Source organism: Paenibacillus sp. FSL H8-0122, assembly GCF_038005345.1.
GTDB lineage: Bacteria > Bacillota > Bacilli > Paenibacillales > Paenibacillaceae > Paenibacillus_AQ.
Genome location: NZ_JBBOTB010000001.1, coordinates 5,468,420 through 5,486,589 on the forward strand (window position 1 = coordinate 5,468,420; position 18,170 = coordinate 5,486,589).

Genomic DNA, 18,170 nt, shown 5'->3' on the forward strand with positions numbered 1-18,170 from the left:
TCATCCTCCTTTTAGGAAATTGACGTAGGCCTGTTCCACATACTGCTTGAACTGAACCATAAACGCCTGCTCATCGAATTTGCGTGCATGGCCCATAATCTGGTCGATATCCCACGCATAGGACTCCACCTCATCAATGGCCTTAAGCAAATCATCAACTTCCTGATGCTGGAAAAACACGCCGTTAACGTATGGAATAATCGTGTCGAGCGCTCCCCCAGCCTGATAGGCGATGACCGGCCTTCCTGCGGCATTCGCCTCCAGCGGCGTGATGCCGAAATCCTCTTCCCCCGGAAAAACAAACGCCCGGCACTGGGACATCAGCCCTGTAACTTCCTCATCCTCCAGCCGGCCCAGAAACGAAACGTTCCCCTTGGCCATGCCTTCCAGACGCTTCCTGTCCGGTCCGTCCCCGACAATATACAGCTTGAGACCGTTACGGTTGAACGCCTCCACCGCCAGATCGATCCGCTTGTAGGAGACCAGCCGCGAGACAATCAGATAATAATCGCCGATGCTCGTAGAGCTGGTGAAGCGGGCCGTATTGATCGGCGGGAAAATCACATCGGAATCCCGGTGGTAATAATTCTGAATCCGCGTCTTCACGACTGAGGAGTTGGCGACGAACTGGTTCACATTTTTGGAGGTGCGCTGATCCCAGTTCTTGAGCCGCTGCATATACACCTTGAGCAGTCTTTTGAATAACCCGGAATTCGATTGCCGCTCCATGTACGTGTCATAGTCCCAGGCAAAACGCATCGGCGTATGACAGTAGCACAGATGGAAGGTGGACTCGGGCACCTGGATGCTTTTCATAAAAGCGCTGCTCGAGCTAAGAACGATATCATACCCGCTGAAGTCCAAATCGCGGACAGCCATGGGGTAGAGCGGGAGCACCCCTTTGAAGTTACGCTTCACTCCCGGAATCTTCTGCAGCCAGGAGGCCCGGATATCGGCATCTTTGAGGTTATCGGTCAGGCGGCTTCCGTTAAAAACCGTTGTGAAGATCGGAGCCTCCGGGTACATGTGATGAAAAACCTCCACCACCCGTTCCGCCCCGCCCATCTGGATTAAATAATCGTGCGCTATCGCAATTTTCATGTGAATCATCCTCAAAGTTTTATGGAGCAGCATCATTAAGCAGTACACGCATGGCTAGAGACAGATATGATGCAAGCCTTAAGCATTATGGAGCGGGAAGGTCAGGTAACTGCCAGCAGACCTTTGTAGTAAGCGACAATATCCTTGACCGTGTTCTCGATGACAAAATGCTCTTTCACCCGTCTCATTCCATTGTCCGCCATCCGTCTACGCTCTTCGGGATGGTTCAGCATCCAGGTGATGGAGTCTGCAAGTACAGTAGCATCTCCCGGCTGGATCAGCAGTCCTGTCTCACCAGGAACCACGATCTCCACCGGTCCGCCTTCATTGGAGGCAATCACCGGCAGTCCGGCTGCCATGCCTTCGACGATGACCTGGCCGAACGGCTCAGGGGTAATCGACGTATGGATCAACAGATCCGCTTGGTTCATGAGTCCTTGTATATCATCTACATGACCCAGAAGGCTGACATTGGTGATGTCCCCCTGCTGCATCTGCGCAATTAATTCCTGCTTGTATTCCTCTTCCCCGAATAGGGCGTCGCCGGCCAGCCAAAACTTCACCCGGCTATCCTGCTTGAAGGCCTTGGCTGCTTCCAGCACAATATGCTGGCCTTTCCAGTGGGCAAGCCGTCCGACCAGCAGGACGTTGAAGTCCTTCTGATCCCGCTTGCCGATCCCTTCGCCGATCGCCTTGGCGAACGCCGAGTAGACGACCAGCGTCTTCTTCGAGCGCGGCAGCTCCAGCGCATTCAGCGTGGAGTGGGAATTGGCAATGACCCCGTTCGGCAGCAGGCGTGACAGCAGCCGGATCGCCTTGGCGACAACCGGCTTCAGATAAGGCGCCCCGATGTGGTCCCGGATGTGCCAGATCAGCGGCACGCCCGCTTTTTTGGCAGCGACGGCTCCGTAGAAGGCCGATTTCAATGAATTGGTATGCACACAATCCACCTTCTCTTCCTTCAGCAGCGGGGCAAGCTTGCGGCCATAAGCCAGCAGCTTCATCGCTGCCGCCGGAGCGCCGAGGTTCACGGCATTGCGGCCGCGGCTGCGGATGCTCTCATCCAGCGGGATAATGCGGACATCAATGCCCTTCTCCCGCAGACGTTCGGCAAGCGTGCCTTCCTCCGCCAGGATCACCAGCGGCTCAATCTGCTCACCAATGTTGGTGAGGATGTTGAACAGGGCGACCTCTCCTCCGCTCCATTTGGCGGTGTGGTCGATATAAGCGACTTTGATCATCCTACGCTCACACCCTTTCCCAAGGTTTCGAGGAATACAGATTCAATCTTGTCGCCTACATGCTGCCAGGTGTACTTCTCCAGCACATGATTCCGGCATTCCTCCCGGCCCGGCAGCAGCTTGCGGTTGCTCAGCATATGAATCATGCCTTCCGCCATATCCTCGCTGGCTGCACTCTTGAACAGCAGCTCCGGCCGGAAGCCCTGGAGGATCTCCTTGTTGCCACCGACCGGCGTAGCCATCACTGGCAGTCCCGAGGCCAAGGCCTCAACGGTGATCAGGCCGAAGCCTTCCAGCGCCTGGGAAGGGACGACGAACATGTCGGCTGCCTGATAATAGGAGGCCAGCTCATGATCGGGAATGTAGCCGAGCAGGCGGACCTTGTTGCCCAGCCCGTAATCGGCGATCCGCTCTTCCAGCTCCCCGCGCAGCGGGCCCTTGCCCCCGATCAGCAGAATCGCATTCGGGAACCGCTCTCCCACCTGCTTCCAGGCTTCAAGCAGCTGCAGCAGCCCCATCCGGTTCATCAGCCGGCGGACGGTCAGGACCGTTGTTGCGCCTTCCGGCAGATTCAGCGTCCGGCGGACCGCCAGCCGATTGGGGGCGGGTGTGAACCGCTCGACATTGGCCGCTCCCGGAATGACGGTGATCTTATGCAGCGGCACACCGTGCAGTTCATGCAGCATGTTACGGAAGTATTCGCTGAGGACGATGAATTTGTCCGCCAGCTTGTAAGCCTTATGTTCTATCGATTTGGCAATCGTTGTTTTGACCTTATGCTTGATGCCTTGACCTTCGATCTTCATCTCTTCGTTCCACGGGCCATGGAAGGTCATAATGACCGGAATGCCCCGCTTCTTCGCTTCAATCGCCGGCCCGATGCCGTAAGGGGCGAAGTGGGTGTAGAGGATATCAATCCGCCCGCTGCCATCTCCCATCAGGGAGGCCGCCTTGCGCTGGAAGGCATCCTTGCGCTTCCAGATCGTCTCCTTCGGATCACCGGCGTTGTGGATGATCAGTTCCTTCTGCGTCTCCGGCGTTTCCTGGCTGCAGATCAGGGCATGCACCCGGTTCCGTGAGGAGAGCTGCTCACACACGGATTTGAAATAGGTGTTCAGTCCTCCAGGCTGTAACGAGGGCCAGCTGAGGCCGGTCGTCATAATGTTGAGTCCGTCATTGTACGACATAGCTTCTCTCCCCCTTGTTCTCCTGCTCGGCCTGACCCGCTTCGTTATGCCGGGCCAGCCTGCCTGCGCTGTGTAATTCGTAATGCTTGAAGCCGACCATGAATTCATACATCACCCAGAAGACGGATACCGCAAAGCCCGAGATGCCTTTTTTGAACAGGCCATGCAGGAAATACTTCTGCAGGAACCGTGCGGGCGGACGCAGGAGCAGGTGGCTCAGCTTGAACGGCTTGCCGCTGGCGAACGCACTCTCTGCTTCCAGATCAGTGTATTTGTTGAACCGGGCGACATGATCGTTGATGCTGCGGAAGCCTTGATGCCACAGCGTTCCGTTCAGCTTCACCGTCCGTTCCTCGGACACCTCGGGCATCTCATGCACCAGAGAGTTGCGGATACCGTATTCCTTGCGGTTATACAGCCGCACCAGATACTCGCCTTTATCCAGCCATTTGCCGAGGAAGTCGCCAATCCGGTACAGCGAGAACGCCACCGTAGCATCGGTCAGTCCCGGCTTGCGCTCCAGGATATCCCGGGCCAGCTCCTCGCTGACCACTTCGTCGGTATCAATCAGGAAGACCCAATCATGGATGGCACGTTCCACTCCGAATTCCCTTTGCTTCGCATATCCGGGCCATGGGTTGACATACACCCGGCATCCCAGGCTCTCGGATAGCCCTACGGTCCCGTCTGTGCTTCCTCCGTCGATTACCACCACCTCATCGGCGAATAACCGGCAGGACTGAATGGCTTTGGATATCCGAACTTCGTCGTCCTGGGCAATGATGACCGCCGAGATCGGGTAGCTTCCCCGGCCGCCAAGCACGCTTGTTACTGAATCCATGATAGGTATCCTCCTTCTGATGGTCCGGTGTGTGTCGTCGCTCCGAGAAAAGTTTGGGCTTACGGCCGCTGTTGTGTTTAGATTTCCTGATTAGAACCGCTTTTCGCGGTAGAAATCCAAACACAAAGGCGGACGCATTCGCTCCTACAGCTCCAAATTTTCTCTACGTTCCTCCAAGCACCTTCCCATGGTTTTTTAAGCAGATAGGGGCTCGCATCGTGTCTCTGCTCGCTGAAACAAATACAAACCATTTGATTCATAAGCAAAACACTTGAATCAAACCCTTAACTGCCTAGACATCCTCTACACATCCATAGGTTTCTTACGAATATACGAATTCATCGTCGTCTTCATCCACTGAAGGTCCTGGGCGTTAATGAGCAGCCGAGGAAGCTTAACCTTCAGGTTGTACCTGATATTGAGAATAATGAACAAGAACCGCAGCACAGCTGATGAGAGCATAGCCACTCCGGCTCCGAACAGTCCGAACTTCGGCACCAGCAGGAAGAGCAGCGGAATCACAAGGATCAGGCCGACCCCCTGCAGGATGGATACGAACTTCGGCTTGCCCAGCGCCATGAACACCTGAGCTAGAATCAGCGTCCCGCCGCTGATGGTTACTTCCAGCAGCAGCAGGCGGAACACGGTAAGCGCGGTATTGAAATCCTTGCCGTAGAGCAGCGGGATGACAAAGGGCGCTACCAGCATCAGGAACACTGCGCCTAGCAGAGTACAGGTAGTACTGATCCGGAAAGCCTTGAACGTAAGGGCAACCGCTTCGTCCTTCGACATCTCGGAGGCCTTCGGGAAGAGCACCACCGTGATCGAATTCGCGAAGAAGTTCACCATACGCGACAGGCTGACCGCTACCGCATAGAGCCCCAGATCTGCCGGTCTCAGTAATCCGGCAATGATGATCTGGTCTATGTATACCGAGAATTGTCCGAGCAGGTCGTTTCCGTAGGAGCCCAGACCATAGGTGAACAATCTTTTGAAATTAAGATAGGAATCCCGGAGCTTGACCTTGTAGGTCCGCAGCAGCAGGATGGTCATCCAGATGAACAGCGGAGCCGACGGAACCAGATAAGCCAGTGCAGTTGTATAAGGATTCATGTAACCGGTCAGGATCAGAATCCCGATGGCTCCCAGTGTCAGCAGCGGCACCAGGTACCGCATCCAGTTGAAGGTCTTGTAATCCCCTCTGAACTGGAAGGCCGCGTTGTTGATCTGCGACACCACAATCAGCGGGCAGAGAATCATCGACCACTGGGCGAAGACCACTACCTCATGACTGAAGGACCCCAGCCAGTAAGGCAGCACGAGTATCCCGACTGTCATGGCGATGGTTCCGAATGTCAGGCCGATCAGCAGGGCGATCCGGTACAGCACCCCGGCTTCCTCCGGATTCTTCTTGGCGTTATAGATCAGCGCCGAGGGAATGCCGAAGCTCATGCTGAAGGCCAGGAACTGCGACCAGTTCACCATCGCTGTCTGCTCCCCCCGGCCTGACGGGCCGAGATAACGGGCGGTCAGTACACCGGTCAGCATATTGACCAGCAGGATCAGCACGCTGACGAACATCGTTTTGACAGCAGCCGAGCTATTGTCCTTACTCTTCGTGAATCTCCGGAAGGTGGACCATACCCGGTTAGCGGGTAGTGATTTGGCGCTTGACTGCTGCATGCGGTAGTCCCTTCTTTCTGCTTTGAGTGAGCTCCTTGGCACTGAGGCCAAGTCCGATCAGCATCCAGATCAGATACCCCTTAAGACCGGGAAAGCCGTTATCCGATATCAGGCTGGCTACAGCCCCCATCCACGCCGCCAGCGCCAGTCTGGCGTAAGGCTGAAGTTCATTCCTGCGGGTGACTCTGGCGCCGATCTCCTTGATGACCGCACCGAGTGCCCCGAAGAAGAACAATGCGCCGAGTACACCGAAGGTCAGCAGCAGCGCGATGAAGCCGTTATCCATATTGCCGTATTCCCCCAGCTCTCCGCCGTTTCCAAGCTTGGTGCCCTGGCCTACACTGCCGATCCCCTGCCCTACCGGATTGCCTGCCACCATCGGCAGCATGTTGGTCCAGAGGCTGAGGCGTTCATTGTAGGAATGATCCTCCTGCACGGAGGTCAAGGTCTCCATCCGGGCCACCAGCCCCTCTGCTCCAGGGAGCTTCGGCACGATCCAGAACAGCGCGGCTGCCACGAATGCAAGCTGCAGCAGCGTCTTCCATTTGCCCTTGGAGGGAGAGGAAGCGATGTAGACCAGCAGCATCACCAGCAGGACCAGCCATGCGGAACGGACGAGCGTAGTCAGCAGGCAGACTACTACGAGCAGAACACCGAGCCAGCGCAGAGTACCCTGCCATCTTTTCTCCAGAATCATCGGCACCAGGGCGAAGACCAGGAAGGTTGCTGCCGGACCCGGAGAGTTCAGGGTCGAGAAGACCCGGATCTCCAGCGGATAGGGGGTCCCGATTGAGATCATATCGGCATTCCGCATCCAGAAGGCGTCCCAGGGGGGAACGGTCAAATACTGCACAATCCCGTAGATCGCAACCAGTACGGCTATGTTGGCAAAAGCGTACAGCAGCCGGTCGATATCCTTCGGCTTAAACGGCGTCACCGCGAAGAAAGGAATCAGCAGCAGCGGTACGATGTAATTCGCCAGATCGTATACCGAGCCGATGCCGTTCTTCGCCAGACCAATCAATGCGCCGTAGGCCAGAGCGATGGAGAACAGCAGAATAATCCGGGTGGAGGACTTGCGGATCCGGTGAATTTCCCGCAGCACCGGAATGGCTAAGGTCGCTCCGGTCAGCAGCGGGGCCAGACTGAGCAGAGAGACGGAATGATACACGCCTTCGTACCAGTCTGCAATCCGCCGCAGCTCCGGGGCAACCGCCCAGATCAGCAGCGTGTACGGGATGAGCATCCGTGTATTCAGCAAGGCCAGCAGCAAGGCCGGAAAGAGGATGCCTGCCAGAATGATGCCCTGCAGGCTGTTCGACGCGCTCAGGTTCGCACTGGCGAAGCCGATCGCCAGCGGCAGGGCCAGCGCCGAAGCGCAGATCAAGGTCATCATTACAGCCGACTTCACGGCTTGTGCCGATGGAAGATTCAGACTATTCTCATCTCTGCTTAGCATCTTCATTCCCTGCCTCCCGTCTTTCGCCGCACTCTTCAATCCGTACTGCTGTTCTTCACCTTGCCCCGTTTGCGCAGCTCCTTGAGCAGCAGCACCAGGAACTGGGCATCGTCGACAAGGTATCTTTTCCATAACCGGCCCGGCTCCTGGCTAAGTCTCCATAGCCACTCCATGCCGGTTCTCTGCATGAAATCCGGTGCCCGCTTCACCGAGCCGGACAGGAAGTCGAAGGTTGCACCTACGCCGATAGAGACCGGCGCCTGGTAGGAGGTATAGTGACGGTATATCCACTTCTCCTGCTTCGGTGCACCTACTCCTACGAATACGATATCGGGCTGGCTCTCGGTCAGCAGCCGGATAATATGCCGGTTCTCTTCTTCGTTGTGCTCGAAGCCGTAGGAAGGAGAGTAACAGCCCACTACGTTAATGCCCGGGAAGGCGGCCTTCAGATTCTTGGTAGCCTGCTCCGCCACACCCTCGGCGGCACCGAGGAAGAACAACCGGTATTGCCTTTGCTCGAACGCATTGCCCAGGCGGCTGAACAGGTCTGCGCCGGACACCTTTTGCTTCAGCGGCTTGCCGAGCATCTTGGACGCCCAGATTATCGGCATCCCGTCCGCGACTACGGCACCTGCTTCGGAATACACTTCCCGGAACTCTTTATCCTTGCGCAGCTTGATCACATGGTCGACGTTACAGGTCAGGATGTAGGACTGGTTCCTCTCCTGAATGGTTCTGTCGATATAATCCAGCAGGTCCATGAAATCATAGTTATCGAAATTGACATCGAACATGTTCACTTGGTTCATCGTATCACTTCTTTTTGTGGGGAATCGGCCAGCTGTGAAGATCGATACAGGCAGTTCAGGTACCAACAGAACGGAATGATAAATTGGACCGTCGACAGCGTGTTATCCGTGAAAGAATAGATCAGAAATGCTGCAATAAAGAGCAGGAAATAAGGTTTGACCGCCGGCAAAAGAACTCTGTATACCATAAGAAACACAGCGAGCAAGGACAGCAGCAGCAGGATGGCCCCGATGTATCCCCCATCGTAATAAAAGCGGATATATTCGTTATGCGGAACCACGAACCCTCCGTAGAGCGTTCCGTCATTCGCCACCGTTACGGCTCCAAGCCCCCGCCCTGCCACCGGCGAATCCGCCGCCTTGTTCAGGAAGTACTCCCAGGCCTCCGCCCGCCCCGACAGGTCAATTCCCGTCTCGGTCGTCCGTTCGAAGGAGCGCTTCTTGAGGTTGTCGAGCTGCAGGTACACCGCCGAGGTAATGATCAGCAGTGAGCCCAGCAGCGGGAGCAGGTACTTCTTCTTGCCCTTCAGAAAAGCGCGGGAGATATCATAGAAGTAATAGAGCACCATCAGGACCAGGGCGAGAATCGGCCCGCGCGTGCCTGTAATCACCAGAATGAAGAAATTCAGCCCCAGCATGATGTAATTGAACCGGGTATACTGCGGACTGCGCTTGATCTCGATGAACGCGATCGCTACTCCCATGAAGGCCAGCATCGCCAGGTGAGGTGGTATGTTCGCCCCCTGCACCCGTACCGCGCCTGTGAACTCAACGGCTACCAGTGAATGTATATTCGCAGCCTGGAGCACCACGCCCAGCAGCATGCTGACCAGCGGCAGCAGGGTAATGATCCGAATCTGCTTCTCGGCGACCTCCTTCTTCCAGTTGATCAGCAGAAGCACGAAGGGCAGAGACAGTCCGATGAAGGCTTTGATAGCAATCGATGTGCTCATCTCCGGCAGCCAGATGGAGAAGCTGAAGGTGAGCAGAATCAGGGCCAGCATCGCCCATAAGGGTGGGCTGAGCTTGAACCTGAGGCCATTGACCAGGATACACGGCACCAGCAGCATCAGAATAACCAGCTTGTAGAGCGACAGGATCTCAATACCGAACATACTCCCGCTGTACAGGAAGTTAATCGAGACCGCTGTGGTCAGCAGGACGAAATAGCTGATCAGTTCAGGGCGTGACAGGGAGGCAACAAGCAGCAGAATGAAGAATACGGCCGCTACTGCGATGACCGGCTGGAAGATGACGGCTGTTCCCAGGAACAGTGCGGTTACGAGATAGAGCATTCCATATGGCAGACTATTGATTTTGGAGCCCCACTCAAAATGGGTCATCGCGCGTACCTCCCCTCACCCCGCTGCGGATTCCCTCTTCCGGTTAAGAATCATATGAAGAGTTCCGCGAATACTCTCCAGCCGGCATTTATTCAGCAGCTTCCTTCCCTTACTGCGGGAAAGAACGGAATCTGCCAGGATGTAGATGACTTTGGCACCTGTCTTGCCCAGGAGCAGCAGATGCCCTTTCATTCCTTCACTCTTCATAGCGTTTGATATGCCTTGGCTATAGTACCGCTTCATGATCCAGTCCTCCGTCAGCCGGTTCGCCGGAACGAAATGATCCACGGCCATTTCGGGATGATAGAGAATCGAATGCCCTTCCTGCTGCAACTGGCTGAACAGCCAGGTCTCTTCACCCGAGAGCAGCGAATCGCCCTTGCGGCCCAGCTCCAGCGGGAACAGGCTGATATCGAATACCGGCTTGCGCATCGCCATGTTGGCCCCGCAAGGGTGAAGGCGCTTCGGATACTCTTTGATCCGGCTCCCCAGATCGACAATCGTATAAGGAAGCTCGAACGGCTTAATCAGCCAATCCGGGCGCTTGCTCTCGAAGATCGGAGCAATCCTGCCGCCCATAGCCATCACCTCAGGCTTATCCGCAAAGGTGTTCACAATGGTTGTAATCCAGGTCCGGCAAGGGATCGCATCATCATCCAGGAAGGCGATGAGCTGCGATTTGGAAGCCAGAATTCCCGTGTTCCGGGCTGCTGACAGCCCTTGAACCGGCTCCAGCAGATAACGGATATCCATATCCGCACCATAGGTTTCGATGAACCCCTTAATGGCGGCCGCCGTATCATCCGTGGACTGGTTATCCACGACGATGATCTCGGCCTGGTGCAAATTCTCCAGCGGCAGCAGCGAATGAAGAGTCTTCACCAGCAGCGCCGACCGGTTATAGGTGCATATGATAATGGAAATCTCAGGTCCATCTCCGTGTACGAACATCGGCATCACCTAATTCCCATATTTTTAATAAGCATTTTTGGAACCCAGCAGCATCAGGCCAGTCTTGACAATAATCTTCAGATCCAGCATCGTGCTGCGCATGTGGATATACGTGAGATCCAGCTGAACCATCTCGTCGAAGCCGACGCTGTTTCTGGCATTTACCTGCCAGTAGCCGGTGCAGCCGGGGGTTACCATCAGCCGCTGCTTGTCGTATTCCGTGTACTGCTCCACCTCTTCAACGAGCGGAGGACGGGGACCCACCAGACTCATATGCCCCATCAGCACGTTCCAGAGCTGCGGCAGTTCATCAATACTGGTCTTGCGCAGGAATCTTCCAATCCGGGTAATACGGGGATCATTCTTGATCTTGAACATCGCGCCGCTTACTTCGTTATAGGCCATGAGACTCTCCTTCAGCTCCTCGGCATTAGAGACCATGGATCTGAACTTGTACATGGGGAACAGCTTCTCGTCCTTGCCGACCCGCATTTGGCGGAAGAACACCTTGCCCTTCGGATCTTCCAGCTTAATCAGAACAGCCACCACTGCGAAGAGCGGGAGCAGGAACAGCAGCCCCAGGGCAGAGAACAAGATGTCGATGATCCGCTTCATGACCAGATAGGATTCCATTCCCTTGCTTTCTTCACCCGAATGCAGCATGTAAAGTTTCGGCAGGACGGCCTCATAGTCTTCCGGCAGTTTTTGCATGCTCATCTCTCCTCATTTCTCGTAAAGGTTTATGCAGCCTTACTTCTTGACTCCGGCTTGTGTCGCTCGCTCTCGGGGAACCGTCTCAGCTGCTGAGCGTGGTCTGTCCCGCTTTGTTCAGCCATTCCGCCATAGCATCCATGACCTGATAACGCAGATCTTCGCTCTCTAAGGCAAATTCCAGTGTGGTCAAAATATAGCCGAGCCGTTCGCCGACATCATATCTTGTACCGTCGAAGTTATAAGCGTAGACACGTTCGCTCTGGTTCAGCTTCTGAATGGCATCCGTCAGCTGAATCTCACCGCCTGCGCCCTTCTCCTGAAGATCGAGATACTTGAAGATCTTAGGGGTAAAGACATAGCGGCCCATGATTGCCAGATTGGAAGGCGCTGTTCCAAGCGGAGGCTTCTCTACGAAATTGTTCACCCGGTAGAGCTTCCCGTCCTGCATATCCGGCTCGATAATCCCGTAGCGGTTCGTGAATTCATCCGGGATAACCTGTACCCCGATCACCGAATTCTGGGTCTCTTCATACTGGTCGATCAGCTGCTTCAGGCAAGGGACCTGTCCGGTTACAATATCATCGCCGAGCATAACGCCGAACGGCTCATCGCCGATGAACCGTCTGGCACACCATACGGCGTGGCCTAGACCCTTGGGTTCCTTTTGCCGGATGTAGTGAATTTCCACTTTGGAGGACCGCTGCACCTCTTTGAGCAGCTCCAGCTTACCGTCTTCCAGCAGTCTGGACTCAAGCTCGAAGGCATTGTCGAAATGATCCTCAATCGCCCGTTTGCCTTTACCGGTTACAATGATGATGTCTTCAATCCCGGAGGCAATGGCCTCCTCCACGATATACTGGATCGTCGGTTTGTTGATAATAGGCAGCATTTCCTTGGGCATTGCCTTGGTCGCCGGAAGGAAACGTGTGCCTAACCCGGCCGCCGGGATAATTACCTTTTTTACCTTTTTCATCACACATACCTCCCAATAGTTTCGTTCACATTGCCGCTTCGGTGTTCTACTTGGTCTGGTTCATTGCTATTCCGAGAATCCTTACACCTGTCTGTTCCATGAGACCTTTCAGCTTGCGGAGCGCTTCGCGCTTCGTCCGGCCGTGTCTGGCGACAATGACCACCCCGTCCGAGAGCGGGGCCAGAATCCGTGCATCGCTGTAATCGACCCCCTGCGGGGAATCCAGCAGAATCAGATCGAAGCTTGCTTTCAGCTCTGTAAGCAGTCCGGCCATCTTCTCGCTGCCGAGCAGATCCGGCGGACTGACCGTACTTACTCCGGCAGGGATTACCGCCAGATTCGCCAGGCTGCCGTATACCAGAACGTCCTTCGCTTCCTCGTAGCCGCTCAAGTAAGCTGCCAGCCCCTGGCTGCCTTCCACATCGAACACGCTATGCAGGCCGGGCTTCCGCAGGTTACAATCCACCACCGCTACCTTCTTGCCATCCTGTACGAAGGATACAGCCAGATTGGAGAGAATCGTGGTCTTGCCTTCGCCGCTCTCCGCTGAGGTGAAGAGCAGCACCTGTCCGCCGGGCCCCTTCAGCAAGCCGAGCTGGCGGATATACGTGCGCAGCGAACGGAAGGATTCGGAGACATGCGAGGACGGGTTCATATCTGTAATAAGACTTCTATTCAGCCGTAACATATTTGCCCTCCCCTACTCTTGCCTTGTCATTATCCGCACTGCCGAAATCGCGTTTGCGGATCGCCGGAATACTGGCAATGACCGGAAGGCCAAGCTCAAATTCCGCTTCCTTCTCGTTTCTCAGCGTACTGTTCAGCGTCTCCATCAGCAGGATAATCCCGACCGCTGCCATCAGTGACACCACGAAGCTGATCAGAATATTCATGGTCACCCCGCCGTTGACCGGCAGAGGCTGGGCTGCAGGATCAGCCGGAGTCAGGAATGTTACATTATCCAGATTCATCAGTGCCGGCAGGCTGCGGATGAAGGTCTGCGAAACCGCGTTTACAATCGTAGCTGCGGTGCCGTAATCCTTATCCTCCACGGTCAGATTAATCACCTGGCTTTTCTCCGAGGATTTGATCTGCAGCTTGGCAGCCAGTTGGCCCGCCGTCAGACCGAACTCGGGATGCTCCGCGATCACACTCTTCATAATGGTTGGCGACTTCATGATTTCCTTATAGCTCTCGATGAGGTTAAGACTGAAGTTCAGTGCGTTGAGATTATTGCTCTCGGGGACATTCACAACGTTGTTGACCAGTAGCTGTCCAGAGGCGGAGTAGACGGGTGCAACGAAGTTTTTACTGACGTAGAAGGTGGTGGCGCAGGAGATCAGTACAAATACCATGATTAACCATAATTTTTTCTTTATCAGGTTAATGTAATCCAGAATCGTCTTTTCCACAGTAACCCTCCTTCCGCTTGTGTTCGTTTTGAAAGCAATCATGAAAGTTTCAGATGTCTTGCTTTTATTCTATCAATGCGCAGGATTTATCACATGCCCCCTCGCATCACTTTACACTTCACTTTCGAGTACCCCCGTTTGGTCCGCTAGAGGGGGTGAATGGTATACTTTAGTACCATATCCATGGAAAATGCTAACACCCCCGGTGAGCCTTGCCTCCTTCAGGTGTTTACTTACCCAAACACAAAAATCACCCAGCCGGGTGAAGGATGCCGGTGCACCTTCGTGTCAGCATTCCGCGCGAGCACAATGTATGCTGTTTTTCGCATACATTTGGGCCGTGTGCCTGCTTGCGAGCTAATGTATGCTGTTTTTCACATACATTCAGGGCGTGTGCCTGCTTGCGAACATAATGTATGCTGTTTTTCACATACATTCAGGGCGTGTGCCTGCTTGCGAACATAATGTATGCTGTTTTTCACATACATTCGGGCCGTGGACCTCACAGCCGCCCGATGTATGCTGTTTTTCGCATACATTCGGCCCGCACCGATAATCTTCCCCCCTTCTTTGATTTCCCGGAACGCAAAAAAACACGGACAGTATTGTCCGTGCTCCGTCCCCGATCATTCACAGGGATGATTATTAATCGTATGACATCTCATATTTGGTAAGCCCGACAGCATTGGCGTATAAGGCCGCCTGCGTCCGGTCCGCCACCTGCAGCTTCGCCAGAATCTGGCTGACATGCTTCTTGACGGTGAATTCGCTGATGAACAGGCGTGAAGCAATCTCGCGGTTGCAGGCCCCCTGTCCCAGCTCAATCAGAACTTCCTTCTCTTTGGGTGTAAGCTCATCCGTCGGACTGCTGCCGCTCATGCGCATCTTATCTTCCATCAGCCCGGGATCGTAATACTTCCTGCCCTTGTGGACCAGTTGAATTGCAAACAGCAATTCCTCAGGCAGAGCTTCCTTCAGTACATAACCGTCTACCAGCACTTCCTCCGCCTTCAGGAAATCTTCCCGGCTGGCTGAGGATGTCAGCAGGATGAACTTGCATGAGAATCCGCGCACGCGGGCTTCCTTGATAATATCCAGGCCCGATTCATCGGCAAGCTTCAGATCAATCAGCACAAGATCAGGCTGTATCTCCTCAATCACGAGAAGAGCTTCTTGGCCATTCGTTGCTTCGCCGGCAAACTGCAGATTGGACTGCATCGATATCACAGATGCCAATCCTCTTCTCACCAAAGGGTGATCATCAACAATGACGATTTTCACTTGAACGACCTCCTGCCTAAAGTTTATGCATTTTTCAGTTCAGCCACACCGACAGGTATAGAGATTAAAATTCTGGTTCCAGCGTTCTCGCTGCTGGTTAACTGGAAATCGCCTCCAAGGGACTGTGCCAGATATTGCATATTCTTCATTCCCAGTCCGCCTGAGTGATCCTCGGATTCAGCCCAGATCAGATCTGCATCGAAACCGATGCCATCGTCGACAATCGATAGTCTAATCCATTTCGGCTTAAGCGACAGTTCTACATCCACCCGGCTGGCAGCACCGTGTCTTATGGCGTTGCCGGTCGCTTCGGAGATAATCCGGAAGAGTGCCTTGTGGTAAGGATAAGGGAGACTGAAATCATCCCCCGTTATTTTCAGTTCAATCTCAACATCATTAAGCCGGGAGAGGCTCTTCAGATGCGAGCGCACCATCCCAAGCCAGCTCGGACCGCCGCTCTTCTTCGAGCTGAGGCTGTAGATGGTAATCCGCAGCTCCTTGGCTACCTTGGTGGCTGAATCATGGATAAGCTCAATCTGCTCCTCCAGCTCCCGCTCAGACATTTTGCGCCACGTCTGCTTCAGGGAATGGGTCGCATAGACGATGCCGAAAAGACTCTGGGAGACACTGTCGTGCATCTCATCGGCGATCCGGTTCTGCTCGTTCGTGATGATCAGCCGGTTCTCGATCACGCCCAGCTCGTGGCGCTCAAGAATAATCGCACTCAGCTCCGACAGGAACATCAGTTGCTGGATATACCACCGGCGGCCCTCCAGCCCTTCCGAGGCTTCCAGCTTCACGCCAATCATACCGACGAACCGGGTGCTCATTCTTACCGGCATCAGCAGGAAGTCGCCGATCCCCGGCATACTCTTGAATACCGGTTCACGCTGCAGCCTCCATTCATGCTCATGCTTCTCCAGCTCCATGAACAGAAAGCGCTCCTCCTCATGCTGCCATCCCGTCTGGCGGCTCTGCGGAGCAGGCTCACCGCTTTTTTTGGCGAACCAGAACAGGGCCTTCTCCAGCTTAGTAAGCTTGACCACATAGTCGGTAATGACTTGGCCAATATTCATGAAGTCATGCTGGCTTGATGTTTCCACGATGTGATAAAGCGATTTGATATGCTCCATGGTATCGTTGGTCCGCGCGTTCGCTTCCTCCCGCTGCCGCTTTATCCCCTTAACCATCTGCATAACTATAACCGCGAGAGCCAGGGCTAGAAACAGGTTACCATTGGCAAGCATAATTTCAGCTATCGTAAGACCCGGAGAACCGGCTTCCATGTAGCCCGATACCGCCACCATGGCAATATACCCCAGGATCAGACTCCAGACACAATACAAAGAGAGCGCACCCGCCGCAAACAACACCGGATTAAGTACATATAGCTTAAAAGGACTATCGTATCCTCCAGTAAATAACATCAACACCGCAATGAGTGCCGTCTCCATACTGACCATCAGCATTAGAGTACGGGCTCTTGCATGGAACCTCCGGTAATAGTACGGGAATAGTTGGGCAAATAAGAATAGCACAATGATTAGTAGGGATTTGTATATTACGGAAGGCCCCGCAGAAACCATGAGGTACATAAACGATGTGAGGGACAAAGAAAAGATTCTGAAAAAGGCGATCGTACGGTCTTCGACTGTTAATTTAATGTTCATCCCACCACCCTATTCTCCAGTTTGTGGAAAATTCGAGTTTATTCTAAGCTATGTTTAAAAGCATCATACATGAGAAAAATCACAATAACAAGTTTCGATTTCTAATGATAGCGTTTACTTTGAAAATAAAATGGGTATAATTATTCTTTTTTCATGAAAAATTAACCATCTCTATCCAGCTTCTCAAATGATAGCGTATGCAAAATTATCCAATTCAGCTCCAGGCATGACAAAGAGCCTCTCCCTCAAGGGACAGGCTCTTCAAAAGAGAAGTCTTCGGTTATCCGGTGAGTACACCCGGCACAGTCTATTCGGTCGCCGCCGTCACAGCTTGCTCCAGCTTGGCATGATTACATATACAAATTTGATAGCGCTGTTCGCCAACGATATGATACCCGGTGGACAAAATACGCAAGGTATGATTAGGTCCTACCACCTTATGGAGACTGCGGCAACTGATGCAGTAATACTCTCTCAATAGTCTCATCTCCGGCATAGTCTAGAAGAACTATTCTAGAACTGCTAATATTATCTAGAGCATATCACTGTTTTTTTCTGCGTGTCAACAAAAATCTGCAAAAAACGACATTTTTTCGAGACTCTTTTAAGATAAAAAGTAGAATTATGTCGTTTATTATGTCAGAGATGATTCCGGCAGGTCTGCGGGGAGAGGCCCATATATTTCTTGAATAGCCTTGAAAAATAAAAACTATCCCTATAATGAAGCATTCCCGCTATCTCCTGCACCTGCAGGGAGGTATTCAGCAGCAAATGCTTGGCCTCGGCCATCTTCAGCCGGTGGATATATTCATGCAGCGGGTACCCGCTGCTCCGCCGCACTGTGCGGCGGAGTGTAGACATGGACAGGTGCAGGCGCTCGGCCATCCCCGGCAGATCCGGCTGCTCATAGATGCAGGCATTCAGCGCCTCCCGGATCAGCGGCATGGCTTCCTGCCGCCACGGGCGGCGGCTGCCCTGGAGCTGCAGCGAGCATTCCAGCAGCATCTCCTCCAGCAGCAGCGCAGCCCGGTCCGCATCACCGGGAACATCTCCGGCCATGTACGCCAGAACCTTTTCAAAGGACGCTTTCAGCCCTTCCGCCTTATCCCCCCGGGTTACCTCTCCACTCGCAATCATTCCCGCTTCCAGCCATTCTGTGACACGGCTTCCGCTGAAATTAATATAGTATTCATCCCAATACCCGCCTGGGGGCGGTCCGAAGCTGTAGCTATAACCGGGTCTGAAAAAAAACAGGCTTCCCTCATGGACCTGCTGCTCCGGTCCTCCGTTCTCCGTATAAGTTCCGCCTCCTGCGACTATATATACAAGTGCCCAGTGTTCAAAGGTGACACCCGAACGAAACAGCGTTCTTCCCGGCAGATGGCCGGCTTGCCCGACACGAATCGACTTCAGGCGCAGCCTGGCGGCCTCCACCTTCGGATCAATAATTCTTACTGGATACGGGCTGATCATATAATCCATGAGCTTGGGCATACACTGCATTC

At 53.9% G+C, this 18,170-nt stretch carries 16 protein-coding genes; all 16 read right to left on the reverse strand.

Annotation, left to right across the window (positions count from 1 at the left end):
- Window positions 1-1,101 (reverse strand): glycosyltransferase, encoded by a 1,101-nt coding sequence (locus tag NSS64_RS23615; RefSeq protein WP_341141723.1) that lies wholly within the window; start codon window positions 1,099-1,101, stop codon window positions 1-3.
- A 101-nt stretch (window positions 1,102-1,202) separates the two neighbouring features.
- Complete coding sequence (locus NSS64_RS23620) at window positions 1,203-2,342, reverse strand: glycosyltransferase family 4 protein (protein WP_076078990.1); 1,140 nt, start codon at window positions 2,340-2,342, stop codon at window positions 1,203-1,205.
- Window positions 2,339-3,529: a glycosyltransferase family 4 protein gene (locus NSS64_RS23625; RefSeq protein ID WP_341141724.1), complete on the reverse strand. Its 1,191-nt coding sequence runs from the start codon at window positions 3,527-3,529 to the stop codon at window positions 2,339-2,341. Before NSS64_RS23625 ends, NSS64_RS23620 begins: the two co-directional genes overlap by 4 nt.
- A complete protein-coding gene (locus NSS64_RS23630) occupies window positions 3,516-4,370 on the reverse strand; it encodes a glycosyltransferase family 2 protein (protein ID WP_076078988.1) in 855 nt (284 codons plus the stop codon). The genes NSS64_RS23625 and NSS64_RS23630 overlap by 14 nt, the downstream gene beginning before the upstream one ends.
- A gap of 303 nt (window positions 4,371-4,673) precedes the next feature.
- Window positions 4,674-6,053: an oligosaccharide flippase family protein gene (locus NSS64_RS23635; RefSeq protein WP_340943848.1), complete on the reverse strand. Its 1,380-nt coding sequence runs from the start codon at window positions 6,051-6,053 to the stop codon at window positions 4,674-4,676.
- Window positions 6,019-7,449, reverse strand: coding sequence for an O-antigen ligase family protein (locus NSS64_RS23640; protein WP_341142890.1), 1,431 nt, complete (start codon window positions 7,447-7,449; stop codon window positions 6,019-6,021). The genes NSS64_RS23635 and NSS64_RS23640 overlap by 35 nt, the downstream gene beginning before the upstream one ends.
- A gap of 98 nt (window positions 7,450-7,547) precedes the next feature.
- On the reverse strand, window positions 7,548-8,321 hold the full coding sequence (locus NSS64_RS23645) for a WecB/TagA/CpsF family glycosyltransferase (RefSeq protein ID WP_076078985.1): 774 nt from the start codon (window positions 8,319-8,321) through the stop codon (window positions 7,548-7,550).
- Entirely contained in the window at window positions 8,318-9,664 is a 1,347-nt protein-coding gene (locus NSS64_RS23650; RefSeq protein WP_341141725.1) for an O-antigen ligase family protein, read from the reverse strand. The genes NSS64_RS23645 and NSS64_RS23650 overlap by 4 nt, the downstream gene beginning before the upstream one ends.
- A gap of 15 nt (window positions 9,665-9,679) precedes the next feature.
- Complete coding sequence (locus tag NSS64_RS23655; RefSeq protein WP_209879411.1) at window positions 9,680-10,615, reverse strand: glycosyltransferase; 936 nt, start codon at window positions 10,613-10,615, stop codon at window positions 9,680-9,682.
- Between the two features lie 24 nt (window positions 10,616-10,639).
- Complete coding sequence (locus NSS64_RS23660; RefSeq protein ID WP_341141726.1) at window positions 10,640-11,332, reverse strand: sugar transferase; 693 nt, start codon at window positions 11,330-11,332, stop codon at window positions 10,640-10,642.
- Window positions 11,333-11,411: 79 nt separating this feature from the next.
- On the reverse strand, window positions 11,412-12,302 hold the full coding sequence (galU, locus tag NSS64_RS23665; RefSeq protein WP_340756620.1) for a UTP--glucose-1-phosphate uridylyltransferase GalU: 891 nt from the start codon (window positions 12,300-12,302) through the stop codon (window positions 11,412-11,414).
- 46 nt (window positions 12,303-12,348) lie between these two features.
- Window positions 12,349-12,990 carry a CpsD/CapB family tyrosine-protein kinase gene (locus NSS64_RS23670; protein ID WP_341141727.1) on the reverse strand — a complete coding sequence of 214 codons (642 nt, stop codon included), beginning with the start codon at window positions 12,988-12,990 and terminating at the stop codon, window positions 12,349-12,351.
- Window positions 12,974-13,714, reverse strand: a complete 741-nt coding sequence (locus tag NSS64_RS23675; protein WP_341141728.1) for a YveK family protein — start codon at window positions 13,712-13,714, stop codon at window positions 12,974-12,976. The genes NSS64_RS23670 and NSS64_RS23675 overlap by 17 nt, the downstream gene beginning before the upstream one ends.
- Window positions 13,715-14,359: 645 nt before the next feature.
- Window positions 14,360-14,995, reverse strand: a complete 636-nt coding sequence (locus tag NSS64_RS23680; RefSeq protein WP_036693598.1) for a response regulator — start codon at window positions 14,993-14,995, stop codon at window positions 14,360-14,362.
- A 23-nt stretch (window positions 14,996-15,018) separates the two neighbouring features.
- Window positions 15,019-16,464: a sensor histidine kinase gene (locus NSS64_RS23685; RefSeq protein WP_340943857.1), complete on the reverse strand. Its 1,446-nt coding sequence runs from the start codon at window positions 16,462-16,464 to the stop codon at window positions 15,019-15,021.
- Window positions 16,465-17,304: 840 nt separating this feature from the next.
- Window positions 17,305-18,159 carry an AraC family transcriptional regulator gene (locus tag NSS64_RS23690; RefSeq protein ID WP_341141729.1) on the reverse strand — a complete coding sequence of 285 codons (855 nt, stop codon included), beginning with the start codon at window positions 18,157-18,159 and terminating at the stop codon, window positions 17,305-17,307.
- Window positions 18,160-18,170 lie beyond the last annotated feature (11 nt).

What these genes read in the sequence shown, in the direction of transcription:
- NSS64_RS23670 (WP_341141727.1), bottom strand. Translation starts at nt 12,990, where the DNA reads ATGTTACGGCTGAATAGAAGTCTTATTACAGATATGAACCCGTCCTCG.
- NSS64_RS23660 (WP_341141726.1), bottom strand. Translation starts at nt 11,332, where the DNA reads ATGAGCATGCAAAAACTGCCGGAAGACTATGAGGCCGTCCTGCCGAAA.
- NSS64_RS23645 (WP_076078985.1), bottom strand. Translation starts at nt 8,321, where the DNA reads ATGAACCAAGTGAACATGTTCGATGTCAATTTCGATAACTATGATTTC.
- NSS64_RS23690 (WP_341141729.1), bottom strand. Translation starts at nt 18,159, where the DNA reads ATGCCCAAGCTCATGGATTATATGATCAGCCCGTATCCAGTAAGAATT.
- NSS64_RS23630 (WP_076078988.1), bottom strand. Translation starts at nt 4,370, where the DNA reads ATGGATTCAGTAACAAGCGTGCTTGGCGGCCGGGGAAGCTACCCGATC.
- NSS64_RS23640 (WP_341142890.1), bottom strand. Translation starts at nt 7,449, where the DNA reads ATGATGACCTTGATCTGCGCTTCGGCGCTGGCCCTGCCGCTGGCGATC.
- NSS64_RS23620 (WP_076078990.1), bottom strand. Translation starts at nt 2,342, where the DNA reads ATGATCAAAGTCGCTTATATCGACCACACCGCCAAATGGAGCGGAGGA.
- NSS64_RS23685 (WP_340943857.1), bottom strand. Translation starts at nt 16,464, where the DNA reads ATGCTGATGGTCAGTATGGAGACGGCACTCATTGCGGTGTTGATGTTA.
- NSS64_RS23655 (WP_209879411.1), bottom strand. Translation starts at nt 10,615, where the DNA reads ATGTTCGTACACGGAGATGGACCTGAGATTTCCATTATCATATGCACC.
- galU (WP_340756620.1), bottom strand. Translation starts at nt 12,302, where the DNA reads ATGAAAAAGGTAAAAAAGGTAATTATCCCGGCGGCCGGGTTAGGCACA.
- NSS64_RS23650 (WP_341141725.1), bottom strand. Translation starts at nt 9,664, where the DNA reads ATGACCCATTTTGAGTGGGGCTCCAAAATCAATAGTCTGCCATATGGA.
- NSS64_RS23615 (WP_341141723.1), bottom strand. Translation starts at nt 1,101, where the DNA reads ATGAAAATTGCGATAGCGCACGATTATTTAATCCAGATGGGCGGGGCG.
- NSS64_RS23635 (WP_340943848.1), bottom strand. Translation starts at nt 6,053, where the DNA reads ATGCAGCAGTCAAGCGCCAAATCACTACCCGCTAACCGGGTATGGTCC.
- NSS64_RS23625 (WP_341141724.1), bottom strand. Translation starts at nt 3,529, where the DNA reads ATGTCGTACAATGACGGACTCAACATTATGACGACCGGCCTCAGCTGG.